The 22,244-nt window shown below is 49.7% G+C and carries 8 protein-coding genes; all 8 read left to right on the forward strand.

The annotated features are described in order from the left end of the window. The coding region (locus DZK30_RS13640) for a non-ribosomal peptide synthetase (RefSeq protein WP_118974714.1) at positions 1 to 3,933 on the forward strand (3,933 nt) is incomplete at its 5' end. Positions 3,934 to 3,956: 23 nt separating this feature from the next. Further along, positions 3,957 to 4,802 carry a 3-hydroxyacyl-CoA dehydrogenase family protein gene (locus tag DZK30_RS13645; RefSeq protein WP_118974715.1) on the forward strand — a complete coding sequence of 282 codons (846 nt, stop codon included), beginning with the start codon at positions 3,957 to 3,959 and terminating at the stop codon, positions 4,800 to 4,802. Between the two features lie 199 nt (positions 4,803 to 5,001). Beyond that, positions 5,002 to 5,259, forward strand: coding sequence for an acyl carrier protein (locus DZK30_RS13650; RefSeq protein ID WP_118974716.1), 258 nt, complete (start codon positions 5,002 to 5,004; stop codon positions 5,257 to 5,259). A 3-nt stretch (positions 5,260 to 5,262) separates the two neighbouring features. Continuing rightward, complete coding sequence (locus tag DZK30_RS13655) at positions 5,263 to 6,411, forward strand: acyl-CoA dehydrogenase family protein (RefSeq protein WP_118974717.1); 1,149 nt, start codon at positions 5,263 to 5,265, stop codon at positions 6,409 to 6,411. A 6-nt stretch (positions 6,412 to 6,417) separates the two neighbouring features. After that, positions 6,418 to 7,386 carry a 3-oxoacyl-[acyl-carrier-protein] synthase III C-terminal domain-containing protein gene (locus DZK30_RS13660; RefSeq protein WP_118974718.1) on the forward strand — a complete coding sequence of 323 codons (969 nt, stop codon included), beginning with the start codon at positions 6,418 to 6,420 and terminating at the stop codon, positions 7,384 to 7,386. A 104-nt stretch (positions 7,387 to 7,490) separates the two neighbouring features. Then, the gene (locus DZK30_RS13665; RefSeq protein WP_262706908.1) at positions 7,491 to 8,621 is read left to right on the forward strand and encodes an HAD-IIIC family phosphatase; all 1,131 of its coding nucleotides are present in this window, start codon (positions 7,491 to 7,493) and stop codon (positions 8,619 to 8,621) included. 27 nt (positions 8,622 to 8,648) lie between these two features. After that, complete coding sequence (locus tag DZK30_RS13670) at positions 8,649 to 12,491, forward strand: condensation domain-containing protein (RefSeq protein ID WP_118974720.1); 3,843 nt, start codon at positions 8,649 to 8,651, stop codon at positions 12,489 to 12,491. Positions 12,492 to 12,539: 48 nt separating this feature from the next. Next, entirely contained in the window at positions 12,540 to 22,058 is a 9,519-nt protein-coding gene (locus tag DZK30_RS13675; RefSeq protein WP_118974721.1) for a non-ribosomal peptide synthetase, read from the forward strand. Positions 22,059 to 22,244: the final 186 nt, after the last annotated feature.

Here is a 22,244-nt window from a genome sequence, read left to right on the forward strand (position 1 = left end):
GCACCGCAGGGTGTAGCGGGTGAGTTGTGTGTGGGTGGTGCCGGGCTGGCCAGGGGTTACCTGAATCGTCCGGAGCTCACGGCACAGCGGTTTATCGATCATCCTTACCATAAGGGGGAAAAACTATACAGAAGCGGCGACCTGGCCCGGATGCTGCCGGATGGGGATTTTGAATACCTGGGCCGGATCGACCACCAGGTAAAGATCAGGGGCTTCAGGATAGAGCTGGGGGAAATAGAGAGTAAGCTGTTGCTGCATATGGCGGTCAAGGATGTGCTGGTCGTGGATCGTGAGGATGTCTCCGGCGATAAATACTTGTGCGCTTATGTGGTGGCGGATGATAGCCTTACGGCCGCGCTGCTGCGTCAGCACCTGGCGGCTTTACTGCCCGGGTATATGGTACCGGCTTTCTTCGTATTGATGGAAAGCTTCCCGCTTACGGCCAATGGCAAGATCGACCGCAGGAAATTACCACAGCCCGGGGCTTCGGAGTTGTCCGAAGCGTTGTTTGAGGAACCGCAGACCGCCACAGAAAAGCTCTTAGCGGAGCTTTGGAAGCAGGTACTGAATGTACCCAGGGTCGGACGTAACGATAACTTCTTCGAGCTCGGAGGACATTCCCTTAAAGCAGCGCGACTGGTGACCCTTATCCATAAACGCTTTCACGTGGGGATATCGCTCAAGCAGATCTTCACCCGGCCCGATCTATCCGGCCTGGCGGAAAGTATACGGGTAAGCAGCCCTACCGCTTATCATACCATTGAACGAGCGCCGTTAAAAGAGGCGTATCCAGCCTCATCCGCGGAAAAAAGACTGTTCATACTCGATCAGATCGATGGCCCCGGCATTTCCTACAATGTTCCCATTGTCTATGCCATCGAAGGCGATCTCGATCTGAAACGCCTGGTCCGGGCCATTCGCAGCATAGTTGACCGGCACGAGATCTTGCGCACCTCTTTTGCCGCCGGGAACGGGGAGATCGTACAAAGGATACAGGATAAACCTGACCTGGATATTGAGATCCACAACTGTGAGGAAGACAATATCCTGGATTTTATCCGGCAGTCCGTTCGCCCATTCGATCTTTCACAAGGACCCCTGTTAAGGGCAGGCCTGATCCGCACCCGCTCCGGGCAATATTTCCTGATGATCGATATGCATCACATCATTTCCGATGGTGTCTCTATCGACAATATGTTCCGTGAACTGGCTGCACTTTACCAAGGCGAAGTATTGCCGGAATTAAAGATCCAGTCCAAAGACTATGCCGTATGGCAACAACAATGGCTTCGATCGGCTGAGGCATCGATGCAGAAAGCGTTCTGGAAAGATCAATTTGCCGAAGAAACACAGTTGCTGAATATGCCGGTCGATTTTGTACGGCCGGCCACCAAATCCTACGAAGGCGATCTCTTTAAATTTGCGATCCCGCAGCGGCTTACGCATACCATCAGGGATATCAGCAAGCGATCCGGGGCAACCCCCTTCATGGTGATCCTGGCTGCTTACAATATCCTGCTGGCCAAGTATAGCGGACAGGAAGACATCGTTATCGGTACGGCAGTGGCCGGGCGTTCTCATGCAGATGTACAGGAATTGATCGGCATGTTCGTCAATACCCTGCCCCTGCGCAATTTCCCTGGACCGGAAAAACAATTCCTGGACTTCGTAACGGAAGTCAGGGATGGCTCCCTTAAGGCCATAGAAAACCAGGATTATCCTTTCGAAACCTTGCTGGACGACCTGGAGGTGAAACGGGACATGAGCCGTAATCCTTTATTCGATGTGATGCTTTCCTTCCGGGCCGGTCATCAGGAAGAAATTCCGTTTGCCGACCTTCTGCTGAGGGCGGTCCCCTTCCGGAATGACATTTCAAAAATGGACCTGTCGCTGGAAGTCACTTCGGAAGATGGTGGCGACTGGCATGCCTGTATCGAGTATGCCACTAAACTATTTTCCAGGGAGACAATCAAAAGGCTTGCGGGACACTTCAATCATATCTTGGAACAAATAGCCGCCGATCCGCTGATACAGCTAAAGAATATCGCGCTGATCACAGAAAAGGAAAAAGAACAGATTCTTCATTTCAATCATCCGGAGATCCCAGGCGCCTGCCCGGCAATGGAATCGGCCTGCAATGTATACGACCTGTTTGCGGAAAAAGCAGCCCGCTACCCGGATCATATAGCTGTAGAAACAGAGAAGGAGGCGATTACTTACAAAGTACTGAATGAGAAAGTAAGCTACCTGGCAGCACTATTGATACAGCAGGGTTGCGGGGCCGACAAAATAATCGGATTGCATATCGATCGTTCCATAAATATGATTATCGGTGTACTGGCCACGCTTAAAGCCGGCGGCGCTTACCTGCCCATAGATGCCGAATATCCGCAAGGCCGTATCCATTATATGCTTCAGGACAGCAATGCCCTGTTGGTGCTGACCCAAAGAAAGCTGGAGCATAACCTGGCGGTTGCGCCCAATAAGATATTCCTGGATGAGATCATCTGGCCGGAAGGGGAAACAGATACTTCGGCGCCGGCCAACAGTACTGCGGGTAACCTGGCTTATGTAATATATACTTCCGGCTCTACCGGTCAGCCCAAAGGGGTACAGATCGAGCACCGGTCGCTGTACAATTTCCTTTTGTCCAACGCTTGCAATTATCCTACAGGATTTGGTGTGGCAGATGTATGCCTGAGTATCTCGACGATCTCTTTTGACGTAAGTGTACTGGAAATATTTATGCCGCTGGTCAACGGCGCCAAATTGGTGATCGTAACCAGGGAGCACGCTTACGATGTGCAAGCGCTGGCCAATGTGCTGGTCCATAAGAAGATCACATTCGGATACCTGCCGCTTTCTTTGTTGCAGCCGCTTTATCAGGTGCTCAAGGATCGTGCGCCCATTACGCTGAACAAGCTGGATGTAGGTGCGGAGTCGATCAAAGATACGATCCTGGAGAACTTCAACACGCTCAATAAAGACATGCGGATCCTCAATGGTTATGGTCCTACCGAAACGACCATAGCCTGCTCCTGGTACGCCTATCAGCCGGGCAATGCCAAGGGACAAAATGTATTGATCGGTAAACCCATGCACAACACCCGTATCTACATCGTAAATGAGCAGATGCAATTGCAACCCCTGGGCGTGCCCGGCGAATTGTGTATTGCAGGAAGCGGGCTGGCCAGAGGATACCTGAATAATCCAGGGTTGACTGCAGAAAAATTTGTCGATAATCCCTTTGAACCCGAAGGCAAACTCTATAAAACGGGCGACCTCACCAAATGGCAGGCTGACGGGAACATAGACTTTATTGGCCGGAAGGATCAGCAGGTAAAGATCAGGGGCTACAGGATCGAGTTGGGTGAGATAGAGAACAAGCTGATGGTGCACCCTGAAATAAAGCAGGCACTGGTGATCGACAAAACGGATCATAAAGGAAATAAGTATCTCTGCGCCTACCTGGTCGGCAATAAAGAAGTGAACCATGCCGTATTGCGCACGCACCTGGCTTCGGAACTACCGGTATATATGATCCCTTCCTTTTTTATCGTACTGGGTCAATTCCCCTTAACGAAGAACGAAAAAATAGACCGGAAAGCGCTTCCAGAGCCCGATACAGAGAAAAAGCAACTCCGGCAGGCCCTGGTACTGCCTGCAAACGCTACCGAAGCATCGCTCCTGCATATATGGGAAACCGTACTGGACTCGGCCGGCATCAGCGTTACCGACAACTTCTTTGAATTGGGCGGAAATAGCCTGAAGATCATTCATATGCTAGGACTGATCCAGCAATCCTTTGACGATGCGCTCAAGGTCAGCGACCTGTTTGACAAACCTACCATACGGGAACAGGCGACCACTATTTCGAGCGGCGCCAAACCTGCAGCAGCGCAAAACAGGAAAGCAAAGAGAGTAGAATTTTAACAGGCTTAAACCAAACCATTAATATGACCATTAAAAATGTTGCTGTAATAGGCGCCGGCGTTATGGGCCAGGGTGTCGCCTATCAGTTTGCCAAATATGACTATGATATTACCCTGGTCGATATTTCGGAGGAAATCCTGGAAAATGCCCAAAAGAATATTCGCAATATAGAACGATTGGATAAGCTCCTGCACAAATCCACAAGCAAGGTAAATGCACTGGATAAAATAAGTTGCACCACCAATCTTAACGCAGTAAGCGGCGCCGATTTTATTATTGAAAATGTAACGGAGCACATACCGCTCAAAGAAACGCTTTATCAAGAGCTCAAAGATATTGTTCCAGATAAGGCTTTGCTGGCAGTCAATACTTCAGCAGTCTCCATTACCAGGTTGGCGTCCTTTTTAAAGCATCCGCAGCAGGTGATGGGCATTCACTTTATGAACCCCGTTCATCTGAAGCCTACTGTAGAGGTAATCCGTGGCTATCATACCACACCGCAAACGATCGATACTACCCTGGAACTATTGCGTAGCGTACAGATGTCGGGCGTCGTGGTCAACGATTACCCGGGCTTTATCTCCAACCGCGTGCTGATGCTTACGGTTAACGAAGCCATTTTTGCGCTACAGGATGGCGTAGCTACCGTCCCGGATATCGACAAGATATTCAAAGAATGTTTTGGCCATAAAATGGGGCCTTTGGAGACTGCAGACCTCATCGGATTGGATACTATTCTCTATACACTGGATGTACTCTTTGACAGCTATAACGACACCAAATTCAGGCCCGCGCCCCTGCTTAAAAAAATGGTAGACGCCGGTCTGCACGGCAGAAAAAACGGGGAAGGATTCTACAAGTACAATTAAAACGATATGATTATCCCGATACAGGAAATAAATACCCACCGGCCCTTGAGCTTTGTCGAAAGGACAATAGTAAATGGTGCTTCGACAAGCTCAGCAACCATAAAGGAGATGGATAAGCTCAATGTTTCCTATATCGGGATAGCCAGTTAAAACAAATCGATCCGTCTAAAACTAAACTCAAAACACAAATCAAAATAAAATGGAAGTCACCACCCAACCAGACACTAAAGTTATTATTAAAGAATTTCTGCAAAAACGCATTGGACAGGATATTTCCTTCACCGACGAAGAGGACATTTTCAAACTAGGATTAGTAAACTCCTTATTTGCTTTAGAATTGGTCGTATTCCTGGAAACCACCTTTAAGATTTCCATAGAAAATGAGGATCTGAACTTAGAAAATTTCAGCACCGTGAATAACCTGGGCGCCTTCATCCTTAAAAAGAAGGACCGATAGACCATGAACCTGGAATTAACAGCCGATCAAAAAGCGTTCCGCGAAGAATGCCGGCACTTTGCCCAGACGGCTTTACAGCCTTATGCCAACGATTACGACAAGCAGGGCGCTATACCCAGGGAGCTCATCGGACAACTAGCCGCGCAAGGTTACCTGGGCGTCACGATCCCGGCGGAGTATGGAGGACGAGGTATGGACCAGGTGTCTTACGGGATATTGAACGAAGCCATAGGAAGAGCCTGCTCTTCTACCCGGAGCCTGATCACGGTCCACTCTTCGCTTACGGCAGAAACAATCCTGCGCTGGGGAACAAAAGAACAGAAGGATAAATGGTTGCCGTTACTGGCTCAAGGGACCAAACTGGCCGCCTTTGGTCTATCGGAACCAGGAGCCGGCAGCGACACCAGCAATATCCAAACGGCTTACCAGAAACAGGCCGATGGCTTTCTGTTAAATGGTGTGAAGAAGTGGATCACTTTCGCACAGATAGCCGACTTGTATGTCATCGTAGCCCGTGGCGCAAACGGCATAACAGCATTCCTGGTGGAACGGAATACCCCGGGGCTCCGGATACAGCCACTGGACGGCATCCTGGGCACCAGGGCTTCCCTGCTGGCCGAGATCCATCTAACGGATTGTTTGATTCCGGCAGAGAATGTACTGGGAAGAGAAGGCTGGGGATTGCAGCAGATCGTCAATACCGCTTTGGACAATGGCAGGTATAGTGTTGCCTGCGGCTCCCTGGGCATTGCCCGTGCCTGCCTGGAAGACAGCATTCAATATACCAGGAACCGTAACCTGTTTGGCAGCCTGCTCAAAGACCATCAGCTCACCAAACAAAAGATCACGAATATGGTGACTGAGGTAAAAGCAGCCAGCCTGCTTTGTCTGAATGCCGGCTACCTGCGGGATAAAAAAGATCCGGATAGCATTATACAGACCACCCTGGCAAAGTATTACGCCTCACGGATCGCTAACACCATCGCCTCCGACGCCGTACAGTTGCATGGTGCGATGGGCTGCCACGACAGCCTTTCGATACAACGCTATTTCCGCGATGCGAAAGTGATGGAGATCATCGAAGGTTCCACCGAAATACAACAAATACTGATCGCCGACCATAGTGTCGCCAGTTTAAGCTCAATTTTATAACCGATCATGATAGGCATTCAATCTATAAAGACATACACACCCGGAGCCCCGGTAGCCGTGCTCGACCTTGCGGAAAAAGAAACGCTGAACGAAAGTGAGCTGGCCTATTTTACGACCTGTGGCGTCAATACCATTTACGATTCCGGCGAGATCACCAGCTACGACCTGGCAAAAGGAGCGAGCGAAAAGCTTTTGCAGGAAACAGGAACAGAAGCGAACAGTATAGACCTCATTATTTACTTACAAAGCCGGATGCCGGAGCATTTCATCAGCTCAGAGGCTACCCGTTTACAGCACGATTTGAAAGCGCATCAGGCACTTAGCTTTGCCATTTCCAACCTGGGCTGCGCCGATAGCTCTATGGCCCTTAAGCTGGCCAAAGATTTCCTGACGGCCAACCGCAAAGCCAATCATGTGCTGATCTGTTATGGGAATAAGGTTTTTTCCAACTACAGGTTCCGGAACCCCGTTACCATTATGGGCGATGGTGGCGTTGCCGCCCTCATCAGCAAAACGGCGGATCATCAACTTACCGATATACAGATCCAGACCAATGGCCATTATTGGGACCTGTTCAAACTGGAGTACCGGGACAAAAGCGCCGATCAATATAAAGAAATCTGCAGCGACATTCGTAAATATGGTTTTGAGCTGGCGATCGAAAGTAAGAACAGGTTTAAGGAGATCAACGATGCCATATTGAACCGCAATGCTCTTTCCAAGCAGGATATCAGCCATTTTTTGTTGCAGAACATCTCTTCCCGCGCTTATGAATATTATCAATCTGCCTTCGATATCCAGATATCCCCGATCTGCGCCATGAACCTGGCACAATACGGGCACCTGGGCGCGGGAGATGTTTTTCTGAATTACCAAACCGGCATGGAATCAGGCATTTTTCAGAAAGGTGAAAAAATACTGATGATGAACAATAGTCCGGTTGCGGCCTGGAGCACCATGCTTATTGAAGTATAAAAAAATGAAGCGATTACCATAATATAGGAAATAACGCTCGCCGGTCCTTGAGCCTGTCGAAAGGACAGCGTCGAAGTGTTGCTTCGACAAGCTCAGCAACCGTGGTGCAAACAAGCAGACCCACTGTTTCCTATATCGAGATAGTCAGAAAAAAATCAAACACAATGGAACATACATTCAGCCAGATAGAAAGCGATCTTAAAGAAAAAAAACAAAAGAAGGTCATCAAATGCGTAGTATGGGACCTGGACGATACCATCTGGCAGGGCGTCTTGCTGGAGAACGACCAGTTGGTCTTACGCGAAGGTATCGTTGATATTTTAAAAACACTCGACAGTTGGGGCATCATCAATTCGATAGCCAGCAAGAATAATTATGATGATGCGATCCGGATGCTGGAGCGATTCGGAATCAGGGAATATTTTCTTTACCCGCAGATCCATTGGGACCTGAAATCCAACTCCATTCAAAAAATAAAGGAAAAGCTGAACATCGGCATGGATGCGATCGCCTTCATTGACGACCAGCCTTTTGAAAGAGATGAAGTCGCCTTCGTACACGAACAGGTTAATTGCCTGGATGTGGGCAGCATCGGACAGGTGCTGGAGTGGTTCAAGCCCCGCTTTATCACGGAAGAATCTTCGCTGAGAAGAAAAATGTACCTCGATGACGAAGTGCGGCACCAGGAAGAACAGGAAATCGGCAACAACAGGAAATTTCTGGAATCGCTTGCGTTAACCTTCTCCATACAAGCCGCTACTGTCAACGATCTGCAAAGAGTAGAAGAGCTCACCTTACGGACCAACCAGCTGAATGCTACCGGCTATTCTTATACCTACGAAGAACTGGAAGCCCTGATACAGTCGCCGGATCATCATCTTTTCGTAGCAGAGCTTATCGACAAATATGGTTCTTATGGCAAGATCGGCGTTGCCATGGTGGAATGCAATCCGCAGACCTGGACCTTAAAGCTATTGCTCATGTCCTGCCGGGTCATGTCCCGTGGCGTAGGTGGCGTATTGCTGAATTATATCATGAACCTCGCCAGGCAGAAAGGTTGCACGCTACAAGCCGAATTCCTGCCCACAGACCGGAACCGGCTGATGTACGTGACCTACAAATTTGCCGGGTTTACAGAAGCCGGTCAGCTGACTAACGGCGGCGTGCTGCTCAGCCATTCCTTGGCGGAGGAAGTACCTTACGCCGAGTACATTAATCTTTCCTTACCCGAATAATCGGGTAGCAACAAAAATGATTTCAAGATGAAAGACATTGCAATTATAGGCATAGCGGGCAGGTTCCCCGAAGCCGACGATCTGAAGGCGTTTCGTCATAACCTGGTAGCAGGTAAGGACTGCGTACGGCCGTTCTCCTTTGAGCGGAAGTCTGCGACGACCTTAGCCCTGGATAAAGAATTTATGGAGATCGGCTATATGGAAGATATCGATAAGTTCGACCATAGATTTTTCAATATTTCCAAAGCGGAAGCTGAATATATGGACCCGCACCAGCGCATACTGATGGAGGTAGTGTATGAAACCATCGAAAGCGCCGGCTATAATGTCGATTTTTTTAATGGCAGCGAAACGGCTGTCTTTATTGGCGATACGGAACAGAAATACGGGCGGCTGGCCGATCGCTTCGACCCTACGCTCTTAACGGGTACAACCGATGCCACAACCGCCGGACGCATTGCCCGTTTCTTTAATTTACGGGGCAATGCCGCTATGGTGGATACGGCCTGTTCCTCTTCGCTGCTGGCCATCCATATGGCCTGTAACGAACTGCTCATAGGCGATGCCGATTATGCGCTTGCAGCGGGCGTTCGTTTTATCCTCTTCCCCGCGGAAAAGAATACGGGCGCCGACTTGGGTATCATGTCGAAGGATGGCAGGACGCGTAGCTTTTCTGCCAAAGCAGAAGGTTCCGGTGCGGGTGAAGCGGTAGGCTGTGTGCTTCTGAAGCCGCTGGACAAAGCCATAGCCGATAAGGACATCGTTTACGCAGTGATTAAAGGAACAGCCGCCAACCAGGATGCACAATTATCCGGCAGCCTTACAGCGCCCAGCAGTCAGGCGCAAGCCGAAGTCATTCGGAAGACCTGGTCCAAAGGGGGAATAGATCCGACTACAGTCTCCTATATCGAGGCACATGGCAGTGGCACCAAGCTTGGAGACCCGATCGAAATTGCCGGTATGGACCTGGCTTTTAAAGACCTGACCGACAAGAAACACTTTTGTGCCGTCTCTTCTATCAAAAGCAATATCGGTCATACCGGTAGTGCGGCCGGTATATCGGGGTTGATCAAAGCAGTGCTCTCTCTGCAACACAAGGAACTTTACCCCAGCGTCCATTTCGATCAGCCCAATCCTTTTATTGCTTTTAAACAGTCTGCCACCTATGTCAACGCAGCGTATAAAGCCTGGGAAGCGCCCTATCCCAGAAGAGCGGGTGTAAGCTCTTTCGGTTTGAGCGGCACCAATTGTCATGTATTGTTGGAAGAGACGCCACAAGTTGCAGAGACGGCCCCTGTTCAAGGTAGCTTCCTTTTTAATTTTTCGGCCAGGACAGAAGCCAGCCTGGACGCTTACCTCGATCGCTTTGCAACCTATCTTTCGGCCTTGGAAAACCCTGCGATGGCCAACATCAGCTATACCCTGAATGCCGGCCGAAAGCATTACCAGCACCGGGTTTCTTTAATAGCAGCCACTAAAGAAGAGCTATTGCAGAAAATAAAAGGTTCCAGGATGGGTGCCCACCAGGAAGCGGTTAAAAAAATCATTTTCCTTTTTTCCGGCGATGCGCTGGTGAGTGATGATTTCCTCCGGACTATGACCAAAGAACTGCCGGAGTTAAGCAAGTATACAGAAGCCTGCGCTGCGTATTACGATAAATCCGGTGCAGCAATAAATCGCTTCGTGCTGCAATATGCCTTGTATCATTATTGGGAAGAAAAAGGGTTGACTACAGAACATCTTTTAGGGATAGGCAGCGGCGACCTGGTCGTAGCAGTAGCGCTGAAAGAAATGTCCCTGGAAGAAGCCATGGCACAATGTGCTGCTGAAGAAACCATCGATCCGGACCTGGATCAGAAGCTAAGGAGACTGATCGCCAGGGAAACAGAGGAAGGCCGGGCGTTGTTTATAGAATTAGGACCGGAAGCTTGCTTGTCCAAAGGATTGAGGACCTTGAATTACCCGGACCAGGAAGCGCTCTATGGTGTCGTTTCGATAAAGCAATCCCCCCTGGAAATCATAGAGGCTTTGTATCTGGCCCAATATTCTATCGATTGGGAAAAATATTACCATGCTGCGGATCACCGGAAAGTAAGCCTTCCCGCCTACCCTTTTGAAAAGGTACGTTGCTGGCTGAAAGAACCTTTGCGGCAGGAAGATTTCTCGGTCGCCAATAGCAACGAAGACAAAGCCGCATTACCCGATCCCATAGCCCAAACAGCGCAGGAGCCAGGATCGGAGCACCTTAAGGCAATCGTACAGGATAGCTGGTCGGCGATGGAGCAGAAAATTGCCGGCATATGGATAAATGTATTGAAGCTGGAAGCGCTCACGCTCGACGATGATTTCTTCAGGCTGGGCGGACATTCTTTGATGGCCACGAAAGTGATCGCTACCATTGAAAAAGGATTCGGGATAAAGCTTGTCTTTAAAGACATTTTCACTTTGGCTACCGTCAGGTCCCTGGCAAAAGGTGTCGAAGGCTTGCTCGCCAGCGGTGATCAGCAGGCCGTTTATCAAGCTATAGTACCGGCCCCGATACAAGATGACTATCCCCTTTCAGAAGCGCAACTACGCCTCTGGCTGATCCATCAGTCCAATGAACGGTCGGTGGCCTATAATCTGCCGACGGTACTGTTACTGGAGGGTAAACTAGATATCCCCAGACTGGAAAGGGCCTTCAGCGCCTTATGTGAGCGACACGAAAGCCTGCGAACGAGCTTTCATGAAAGGAATGCACAACCGGTACAAGTAATCCACCCCGCAATCGACTTCTCGATCCAGGAGCTCGTTGCCGATAGAGATCCGGCAAGCCTCCTGCGTACTTTCCTCCGGCCCTTCGATCTGAGGCAGCCGCCCTTGTTGCGTGTGGGTTTGGCGGAGCAGGAAACCGATAAGCATCTTTTGTTTTTCGACATGCACCATATCATCTCCGACGGTGTATCGCTGGCGGTACTCATATCGGAGCTGGTGAAGCTATACCATGGTGAAACATTGGAGCCCCTGGCCATACAATACAAAGACTTCGTGCTTTGGCAGCAGGGGCTATTTGACAGCGGCCTGATGCAGCAACAGGAAAATTTCTGGCTGCAGCAATTTCCAGATCAGCCGCCGGTGCTGCAATTGCGTACCGATCAGCCAAGGCCTGCCATACAATCTTTTGAGGGAGACAAATTATTATTTGACCTCTCGGGCGACCAGGTGCAGCAAATACAAGCGATGGCAGCCACCACTGGTACCACGCCTTTTATGGTCCTGCTCGCCGTCTTCAAAGTATTGCTGCATAAATATACTGGGCAGGAGGATATCGTTATCGGATCGCCCATCGCCGGCCGCGCTCACAACGATCTCGACAAAGTGATCGGTATGTTCGTCAACACCCTTTTACTCAGGACCCGTCCCGCCAGGGAAAAAACGTTTATACAGTTTTTGCAGGAAGTGAAAGAACATACCCTCAATGCTTACGACAACCAGGATTACCCCTTCGCGTTGCTTGTCGATAAGCTAAACGGCAAAAAGGACCCCTCCCGCAATCCCTTGTTTGATGTAATCTTCGTATTACAAAACCTGAAGATGCCTAAGATGCAGCTGGAAGACATCGCGGTATCGCCCTATCCCATACATACCGGCACGGCCCAGTTTGACCTGATCATGGAGATCAGCGAGGGTAAGGATCGCTGGCCTGTAAAGCTGGAATACAATACCGCCCTTTTCGAAGAAGAGACTTTATTGCTCATGAAAGAACGATTCCTGGCCTTATTGCAGGACATACTGGGCAACCCCGAAAAAAGCATCCAGCAATTGTCCTTTAAGATTGCTGCAGAAGTTCTGGAAGACAACAATGACCTGGACTTCGCCTTTAATTTTTAAAATGGTGCTTTCCCGATACCATTTGTATGAACAACAACCAAACCAACTATGACTCATTCCCTTCAACATAAAATTGCGCTGGAATACTGGCTGGAAAAAGCGGAACGTTTCGAACCGATTGACATCCCTGCAATCCGGGAGCTCAAAAGCACAGACGGCCGAGGTCTGCAAGTGTTCCCGTTCCCTGAAGCAATAGCAACCTCATTGAAAGAGCGTTGCAACAATAAAGATGCAGGTATCTATACTTTTGCTGCAACAGCGCTATTCCTGTTGCTTCATAAATATACCCATCAGCACGACCTCTTGCTGACCGGACTGCCTTTCGCTGCTCCTACTGATGAGGACGACATGGGTGCACCAGTCTTTTTAGCCTTATCCGTGCAACGGCATACCGATGTAAAAACACTGCTGACCTCTTTACAAAAAGAAATGCAGGAGGCCTACCATCACCGCAATTATTCCTTTCAGAAGTTTGAGGAAAAAGTAAAAGCACGGCAAGGAAACGGCACGTCGCTATTCCCTTTTACCTTCTCTTATCCTCCTTTCACCCGGGAACATACTGTCAGCGGGCAATCGAAACTCGCTTTCGCCCTACATCAAACCGGCGCCTCTTTCCAGTTGGAGATCGACCACTCCGGTCATTATGCTGGCTGGTTTATCAAGCAACTGGGTTGTCATTTCATCCATATACTTCAGTTCATTATCCGGAACCCTACGGCAACAGTCGCTGAAATACCGCTTCTGTCTGAAGAGGAAAGGCAACAGATTATTGAATCGTTCAACGATACGGAGGTTGCCTTTGCAGACAAAGACAGGAGTATCCTGGCATTATTCGAACAGCAGGTGAAGGAGACCCCGCATCAGCCCGCAGTTCAGTTCGGATCAAATGTCCTTTCTTACCTGGAGGTACAGCAAAAGGCTCTGAAACTAGGCGCTTTGCTAAGGAAGCGTGGTATTGGCCGCCATGATATAGTGGCTTTGATCTGCCCGCGTTCGGAACATATGATCACGGGCATGATGGGTATCTTAAAAGCCGGCGCTGCCTACCTGCCCATCGATGCCGATCAACCTGATGACCGTATCCGCCATATCCTGGAAGATAGTGCCGCCAAGCTTATCCTGACCACAAAGGCTATTCACTCAGGACAACAGGGGCTCTTCAGCGGTTACGAAAACCAGGTCATCACAATTGATGAAACAGAAACGGAACCCGGCCTGAAAGATTTCGAAACGAAACATGGCGCCGACGACCCCGCCTATGTCATCTATACATCCGGCTCTACCGGAAAACCAAAAGGCGTAGGCGTTATTCAAAGTAGTTTTACCAATTTTATACTCGCCTATAAAACCTTATTCAAAAAGGGATTCGATACCTCAGACCGCGTGCTGGCGGTTTCCAACATTTCCTTTGATGCCAGTATTGCCGAAATATTTGTGGCATTGACCAGCGGTGCTACGCTCGTCATACTGGATAAAGAACGGCTTCTGGATACGGCGAAACTGGCTACCTTTCTTAAAAAAGAAGACATTACCTACGCTTATATCCCGCCTGTCCTGTTAAGCGATCTTTATACACAACTGAGACAATCGGGCCCGTCCACCCGCTTACGGAAGTTGCTTGTCGGCGTGGAAGCAATCAAGGATACCTTGCTTTATGACTATAGCAACCTGATCGACGGCCTGGATATCATTAATGCTTATGGCCCCACGGAAACTACCGTTATAGCCAGCGCCCTTAACTACAGACCGGAAGCCCCCACAAGTGAAAATGCATCGATAGGCAAGCCTATGGCCAACTGCAGGATCTATATCCTGAACGATTACGGGGAACCGGCACCCCTGGGCGTAGCCGGTGAGCTCTGTATCGCCGGCGCCGGCGTATCGCCCGGCTACCTGAATAACGAAGCGCTGACGGATGCCAAATTTGTACCCGACCCTTTCCGGGAAGAAGGGAAAATGTATCGTTCGGGCGACCTTGCCCGATGGACGCCTGAGGGTAATATTATGTTTATCGGCCGGAAGGATAACCAGGTAAAGATCCGGGGATACCGGATCGAGTTGGGAGAGATTGAATCTGTATTGCGCAATCATTCCGGCATTAAAGAAGCGGTAGTTTGTGCCTTTGAAGAGGATATGGGCAGCAAATATCTCTGTGCCTACTTCGTACCCGCAACTGAAATAGCAGTAGCTGACGTGCGTACTTATCTTGAAGCGCAGTTGCCGGAATATATGATCCCTTCCCGGTTTATGCCCCTGGACAAGATCCCCATCACGGCCAACGGAAAGACCGACCGGAACAAATTGCCCCAACCCGGAACACAGGAACGGATGCTGATAGCAGAAGACCTGCCTTCCAACGGCCTGGAAGAAAAGTTGCTTGTCCTATGGAAAGGTCTGCTGAATCTGCCACGGATCAGTGTGCAAGACAGCTTTTTCGAGTTGGGCGGACATTCCCTCAAAGCAGCGAAACTAATAGGCTTTATTCTGCGGGACTTTCTCGTGGAAATGCCGTTAAGAGAAGTATTCGCCCGCAAATCCATTAAAAATATAGCGGCCTATATTCAAAACGCGGAAACTTCCGGTTCCTTTGAAATTCCGGTAGCACCAGCTGCGGCCTATTATCCCGCCGCCTTTTCCCAAATAGGTATTTACCTGAGTTACCTGATCAACAAGGAAGCCGTCAATTTCAATATGCCTACGCTTCTGGCGACAGAAGGCCCTATCGATATTCCCAGGTTAGCGCTTGCCTTTAAAACGATCATCAAACGACACAGTACCTTGCGGACAAGCTTCTGTTTCCGGGACGAAGCGATTATGCAACAGATCGAAGAAGAAGTACCCTTTTCCATAACATTGCTGGAAGGGGAAGCATTTGCCACGGAAGAAGCGCACCAAGCCCTCATACGTCCCTTTGATTTAAGCCATCCGCCACTGCTGAGGGTTAACTTTATCAGGAAGGATGAAGATAACGGCATCTTGTTCATCGACATGCACCATATTATCTCTGATGGCGTATCTATAGATGTCTTCATCAAAGAAATCATGAAATGCTACCATGGCGAGGGCCTGCCCGATCTTAAAATACAGTATAAAGACTATACGGTATGGTTAGATCATTATAGGGCAAGCAGCGCTTATAGCGTACACAAAAAATACTGGCTCGATATTTTCGCCGATAAGCCGAAAGCATTGGACCTGCCGATAGACTATCCGCGTACTGTTGAAAAAAAACTGGATGGCGATGTCTGTACCGTGAAGATCGACAAAGAAACGGTTTCCCGGTTGAAGGAATTGATCTCGGAACAGGAAAGTACCTTTTTTATCCTGATGATGGCCGCCTTCCAGTTGCTGCTGGCCAGGTATACGGGCAGGAAAGATATTACCGTGGGTACTTCCGCCGAAGGCCGCATTCATCCCGACCTCGACCCGCTCATCGGTATGTTTGTACATACACTGCCGATCAGGACTTTGATAAAGGAACAACAAACGTTCAGGGAACTGATGGACGAGGTGAAAAATGTTTTCTTCGGGGCCCTGGACCATCAGCTTTACCCGCTGGAAGAATTAATAGAACAACTGGAATTAACCCGGGACAGGAACCGGAACCCCCTTTTTGACACCCTATTCTCTTACCAGAATGTAGACATACAGAAGCTCCAGATAAAAGAAGTCGGCCTCAAGCCGCTACACCTGAAGGATGCCAGTATAAAATTCGATCTTTCCGTCAGTGTCATGGAATCGAATGAAGTGCTTTGGGTTACCTTCCATTATTCCCTCCATTTATTCAAGCAATCGACCATAGGGCAAATGGCGGAATGCTATATCGCCATGATAAAAGCCATATCGCAGTCGCCCGATATGCTGCTCCAGGAGCTGCTTGACGATCCCGCTCTAAATATCCCGGGGGCTAAGCAGCAGGAGCGCTTGCTCACGGAGGGAGAACGGCAATGGCTCGAAAAGGCTGGAAGTTGTCCGGGTGAAAAAGCGACGAAGACGATCATCGACTTACTGGAGGAGCAGGTACAGCAAAAGCCGGACCACATCGCTATCCTTTTTAAAGATAAGGCCATTACCTATGCCGAGCTGGACCGGCAAACGGATGCCATAGCTGCGTCACTCCAAAAACTGGGTATAGGTGCCGAGGGTATTGTGGGGATTATCGCGGAACGCTCCGAATGGATGGTCATCGGTCTTATCGGCACATTAAAAGCCGGTGCTGCCTATTTGCCGATAGACCCCGGATACCCCAGGGAAAGAATTGATTATTTGCTCAACGACAGCAAGGTGGCGATCCTGTTGACAGATGCCGCTTTGCAGCAGGATTATCCCGGTGCAGTCAGTTTTGAAGAAGTGGCTGCCGGTACGGCCAAACCTGAAAAAAGAACGATAGCGCCCGACCAACTCGCTTATGTGATCTATACTTCCGGGACCACAGGAAGACCCAAAGGTGTGATGATGGAACATCAGGCGTTGAATAATATAGCCGGCGCCTGGCGCAAAGCCTATCACCTGGACCGGTTTGAGCCCTGCCTGCTCCAGATGGCAAGCTTTGCATTTGACGTCTTTACCGGCGATGTTATCCGTACCCTGACCAGCGGAGGACGCATGGTGATCTGTCCCGCCGAAACCCGCCTGGAAGTAAATGCCCTATATGAGCTCATCCGGACCTATCAGATCAATATCCTTGAATCCACGCCTGCGCTGGTATTGCCGCTTATGGACTATGCTTATGAGCAGGGCAAAGACCTGAGTTGCTTAAAACTATTGATCCTGGGTTCGGACAGTTGCCTGAGCGCTCATTTCAGCAGGCTGATGGAAAGGTATGCACCCGGCATCAGGATCGTCAATAGCTATGGTGTTACGGAAACCTGCATCGATGCCGGATTTTACGAAACAACACTCGATGCCCTGCCTTCTTCCGGCAATACACCTATAGGCAAGCCTTTGGCGAATTATACCTATTACGTTTGTGACGAGCAACAACAACTCGTGCCTATCGGCATTGCCGGAGAATTATGGATCGGAGGCGCAGGCGTTGCCAGGGGCTATCTGAACCAGCCCCGGCTAACGGCCGAAAGATTCATGCAACATCCGCATAACGGCGAGCGGGTGTATAAAACCGGCGACCTCGTGCGCTGGCTTCCCGATGGCAATCTCGAATTCATAGGGCGCAATGACGACCAGGTAAAGTTGCGGGGCTACAGGATAGAGCTACAGGAGATCGAAAACATCCTCTCGGAAGAAGAACAGATAAAAGAAGTTGCCGTTACCGTGTATGAGGATAAAGGCGAGCAGGACCTGGTCTGCTGGTACACAAGCCAATCGGGACTTGCCCTTGATGGCCTGAGGGCCTCCCTGAAACAGCGACTTCCGGAGCATATGATCCCAGGCCATTTTATACTGCTGAACAAATTACCCATTAGTCCCAATGGTAAGATAGACAAGAAAGCATTGCCCGATCTGCAGGAGTTGATGGACAAGACAACCAGGGCCATCGACCCGCCGGAGACCGAAACAGAGGCCCGGCTATTGCTGATCTGGCAGGATATTTTAAAGAGAACCCATATCGGTGTGCTAGATAACTTCTTCGAAATGGGGGGACAATCCCTGAGGGCTATGGTCCTGGTATCCCGCATACAAAAGTTCTTCTCTTTAGATATCGCCCTTAAAGATGTCTTTAGCCACCCGACTATAAGAACGCTGGCTGCCTACCTGGGTACTGCGGGCACCAACCAATTCGTCCCCATCGTCCCTATTGCGCAACAGGATCATTACCCGCTTTCTTCCGCTCAAAAAAGACTTTTTGTAATCAGTCATTTCAAAGGTGCGGAGACGAGCTATAATATGTATTCGGCTTTCTGGATCGACGGAGCGTTGGATATTCAAAAGCTGGAAACAGCCTTTCAGCAATTGATCGACAGGCATGAAAGCCTGAGGACCGCCTTTGTCATGATCCACGATGAGCCTGTCCAGGTTATACGAAAGCAGATCGACTTTCAGCTGAAACGACATAAGGCCGTAGAAACAGAAGCGCCCGGGATTGTAGCCCGTTTTATCCGGAAATTTGATCTGGAAACAGCGCCGCTGCTCCGGGCGGAAATACTGGAAGTAAACCCTGAACGGCACCTGCTGATGTATGATATCCATCACATCATCAGCGATGGCGTTTCCATGCGGGTCTTTATGAAAGAGTTGCTGGCCTTGTACCAGGGCATCCCGCTGCAGGCATTAAACATACAGTACAAAGATTATAGCGCCTGGCAGCAATCGCTTTTTACTACAGGAGCGATCGAAGGGCAAAAGCAGTTCTGGGAGCAGCAGTTTGCGATAGCCCCACCCGTTCTTGATCTGCCTGCAGATTTCCCCAGACCGCTGGTATCTACTTTTGAAGGTGATAATTACCACCTTGACCTGGACACCGGTCTCTCGACCCGCATTGCAGATTTTATCAGTGCCCGGAAAGTGACCTACAACATGTTCCTGCTGTCGGTTTTCAACATCCTGCTGTCTAAGTATTCTTCACAGGAAGATATTGTCATCGGTACCGCCGTAGCAGGCCGCACCCATGCCGATCTGGAACCGCTCATCGGTATGTTTGTCAATACGCTGGCCCTGCGCAACTATCCACTCGCCGGAAAGACGTTTGATCAATTCCTGCAGGAAGTGAAGCTGAATTCAGTCCATGCCTACAGCAACCAGGATTATCCTTTCGAAGAATTGGTGGATTCGCTGAACCTGAAAAGAGATACCAGCCGCAATCCGCTATTCGATGTCATGTTCCTCTTTGCAGATCATACAGGAGAGCAAGAAAATACAACACCAAAAGAATGGAAGATCAGTCCTTTTTCGCTGCCCGGAAGCATTGCCAAAATGGACCTTATCCTGGAAGCATCTCTCACGCCGGAAAAACTGAGCTTCTTACTCAACTTCAACACGGCGCTGTTTACTGCCCCGACGATCCACCGGTTTGTAACCCATTACCTGCAGATCGTAGACCAGGTGCTCAAGCGTCCCGATATTACCTTGCAACAGATCGCTTTGCCCGATGCAGCCGAAAGGCAGTTGCTGCAGGCTTTCGGCGGTATCCCGGAACCTTACGCTCCTGACGTAAGCATCCCAGCCTGCTGGAAGCAGCAGGTAGCGCGGCAACCCGACGAAATGGCTGTGATAACCAGTCGTGGTCGTCTGAGCTTCCGTGAAATGGACCAGTTGTCCGATGCCCTGGCAGCCCGCCTGATCACTGATTATTCGGTGAAGCAGGGTGATAAAGTAGCCGTCATGCAGCACAGGACAAAAGAATTAATGGTAAGCCTGCTCGCCATTTTAAAAGCGGGAGCGGCTTATGTACCCGTTGATCCGCTCTTCCCTGCCCAAAGAATTGCCTTTATCCTCGACAATAGTGAAAGCCGGTTGGTGATTACCGATAAGGAGCATAATGGTATAGCGTTGCCTATATTGAACATTCACCGGGAACAGGAAGATAAGCCAGCGCAGCCATTGCCGGAAATCAATATTTCCGCTTCGGATCTTGCTTACCTGATCTATACTTCCGGCTCTACCGGCAATCCAAAGGGTGTCATGATGGAGCATGGCAATGTGGTAAGCCTTAGCGAAAACCTGGAACCGGTTTTCGGTATCCAGGCCAAAGACAGACTGCTTGCCCTGGCCAATGTTACCTTCGATATGTCTATCCTGGATATATTGTGCAGCTTTGTTTCCGGCGTTTGCATCGTGCTGGCCGGCGACGAGGAGGTCAATGATTTTGAGCAGATCGCCGCCCTGATCAAAGAGCAGCAGGTAACGGTAATGCAATCGACCCCTTCCCGCCTTTCCATGCTGTTCGATACCGTGGGCAGTAATTGGCTATCGGGGATCAAAGCCCTGCTGGTAGGCGGGGAAGCCATGACTGACAAGCTTTTCCATATGCTGCGCAGAGCAGGAAGCACAAGGGTATTCAATACTTACGGCCCTACGGAAACCTGTGTCTGGAGCACGGCGGAAGAAATAAAGGATGATGAGATCAATATCGGGAAACCGTTGCAAGGTGAGCAGATACTGATCCTGAATACCGCAGGACAGTTGCAACCGGTCAATGTAGCGGGCGAAATCTGCATCGCCGGATCGGGCCTGGGTAAAGGATATTGTGGCAACGATGCGCTTACCGCCGAAAAGTTTATCTGTAATGAAGCGCTCAGCCCGGGAAGGATATACAGGACCGGCGATGCCGGAAAATGGTTGCCTGACGGGCGTATCGCATACATAGGCCGCCTGGACAACCAGGTAAAGCTAAGAGGCTACCGCATAGAATTGGGAGAGATCGAAAATGTACTTTCCAAAATGGAAGGTGTGGAAATGACCGCGGCCGTGATCACCGATATTAATGGCGCCAAAGAGATCGCTGCGTTTTACGAGTGCGATCGCAAATACAGCTATGCTACCGTACGTGCCTTCCTGGCCGACCGGCTGCCCAGCTATATGCTGCCCTTGCTTTGTATCTACCTCGATAAGCTTCCCCTGACCAGCAGTGGTAAAATAGACCGGATAGCGCTGGAACAATTGGCACAGCAACAACAAGCGCTGTCCCGCCCCCATGAAGAACCGGCGGGAGCGCTGCAGCAGCAGTTAGCCACGATTTGGAAAGTGGTGCTGCATACGGATATTATAAGCGCTTCGGACAACTTCTTTGAAATCGGCGGCAACTCGATCAAACTGATCCAGGTCCTGAATAAGATCAAAAAAGAGATGGGTATGACCGTCCCGCTGACCACGGCTTTTACCTATCCAACGATCAAAGAATTGTCGGCCAAGATAAAAATGATCAGGGAGTTCGGTAATGTATCTGCAGAAGAATTCTATTCCCTAGTGAACCCGGGTAAGCCACAATACCTCTTCTGCTTCCCTCCCGCCATCGGCTATTCTTTCATCTATACGGCCCTGGCCGAATACCTGCCGGATTATACCCTATGCTGTTTTCATTATGTAGAGACGGAAGACAGGGCCGCTCAATATCTGAAAGTGATCAACGAGCTGCAGCCCGATCAGCCCTTGCTATTGCTGGGTTACTCGGCAGGGGGAAATTTTGCCTTTGAAATGGCGAAGGAATTTGAGGCCGCAGGCAGTGAAGTATCGGACATCATTTTAATCGATAGCTATAAATACTGGAAGCCCGTAGTCAAAACACCGGAACAGATGGAAGAAACCATTCGCAGCTATTTCGAAACCATTGACTGGTCGCTATTCTCCGTTGATCCCGGGTACCTGGAAGACCTTAAAAAAACAACCCTCAATAAGATCACCGGCTATTGCAAACATGCGGACGGCAAAATCGAGTCTGGCCAAACCAATGCCCGGATACATTTGTTGAGATCGATCGAGGAATGGGACACGCCGGAGGTCAATCGTTTGTGGGAAGAAAGCAGTACTACTGCTTGCCACGTTTATCAGGGTAGCGGCATCCATATGGAAATGCTGCACCCGGAATATCTGTCGCAGAATGTCGGTCTTATTGCTACTATTTTACAATCGGCCAGTAGTGTAGGCAATGTTCGGAGTGCAGCGTTCTTTTAAGCGTAGTACTGTTGAACCTTCAGCTCCCCTTCGCCCGACAGCGGGATCATTTCAGTGCCACAACAGGTACTGAAGCCGATAACAGGAAACACAAAACGAGACCGGCTCAGGCTTTTAGGCCGGTTTCGTTTTTTAACACCTATAATGGCTAAAGGCAGCCATCGGGATAGGCACGAACAACTTCGG

Source organism: Taibaiella koreensis, assembly GCF_003545715.1.
In the GTDB taxonomy this organism is placed as follows: Bacteria; Bacteroidota; Bacteroidia; order Chitinophagales; family Chitinophagaceae; genus Taibaiella; species Taibaiella koreensis.

What these genes read in the sequence shown, in the direction of transcription:
- DZK30_RS13660 (WP_118974718.1), top strand. Translation starts at nt 6,418, where the DNA reads ATGATAGGCATTCAATCTATAAAGACATACACACCCGGAGCCCCGGTA.
- DZK30_RS13645 (WP_118974715.1), top strand. Translation starts at nt 3,957, where the DNA reads ATGACCATTAAAAATGTTGCTGTAATAGGCGCCGGCGTTATGGGCCAG.
- DZK30_RS13670 (WP_118974720.1), top strand. Translation starts at nt 8,649, where the DNA reads ATGAAAGACATTGCAATTATAGGCATAGCGGGCAGGTTCCCCGAAGCC.
- DZK30_RS13650 (WP_118974716.1), top strand. Translation starts at nt 5,002, where the DNA reads ATGGAAGTCACCACCCAACCAGACACTAAAGTTATTATTAAAGAATTT.
- DZK30_RS13675 (WP_118974721.1), top strand. Translation starts at nt 12,540, where the DNA reads ATGACTCATTCCCTTCAACATAAAATTGCGCTGGAATACTGGCTGGAA.
- DZK30_RS13655 (WP_118974717.1), top strand. Translation starts at nt 5,263, where the DNA reads ATGAACCTGGAATTAACAGCCGATCAAAAAGCGTTCCGCGAAGAATGC.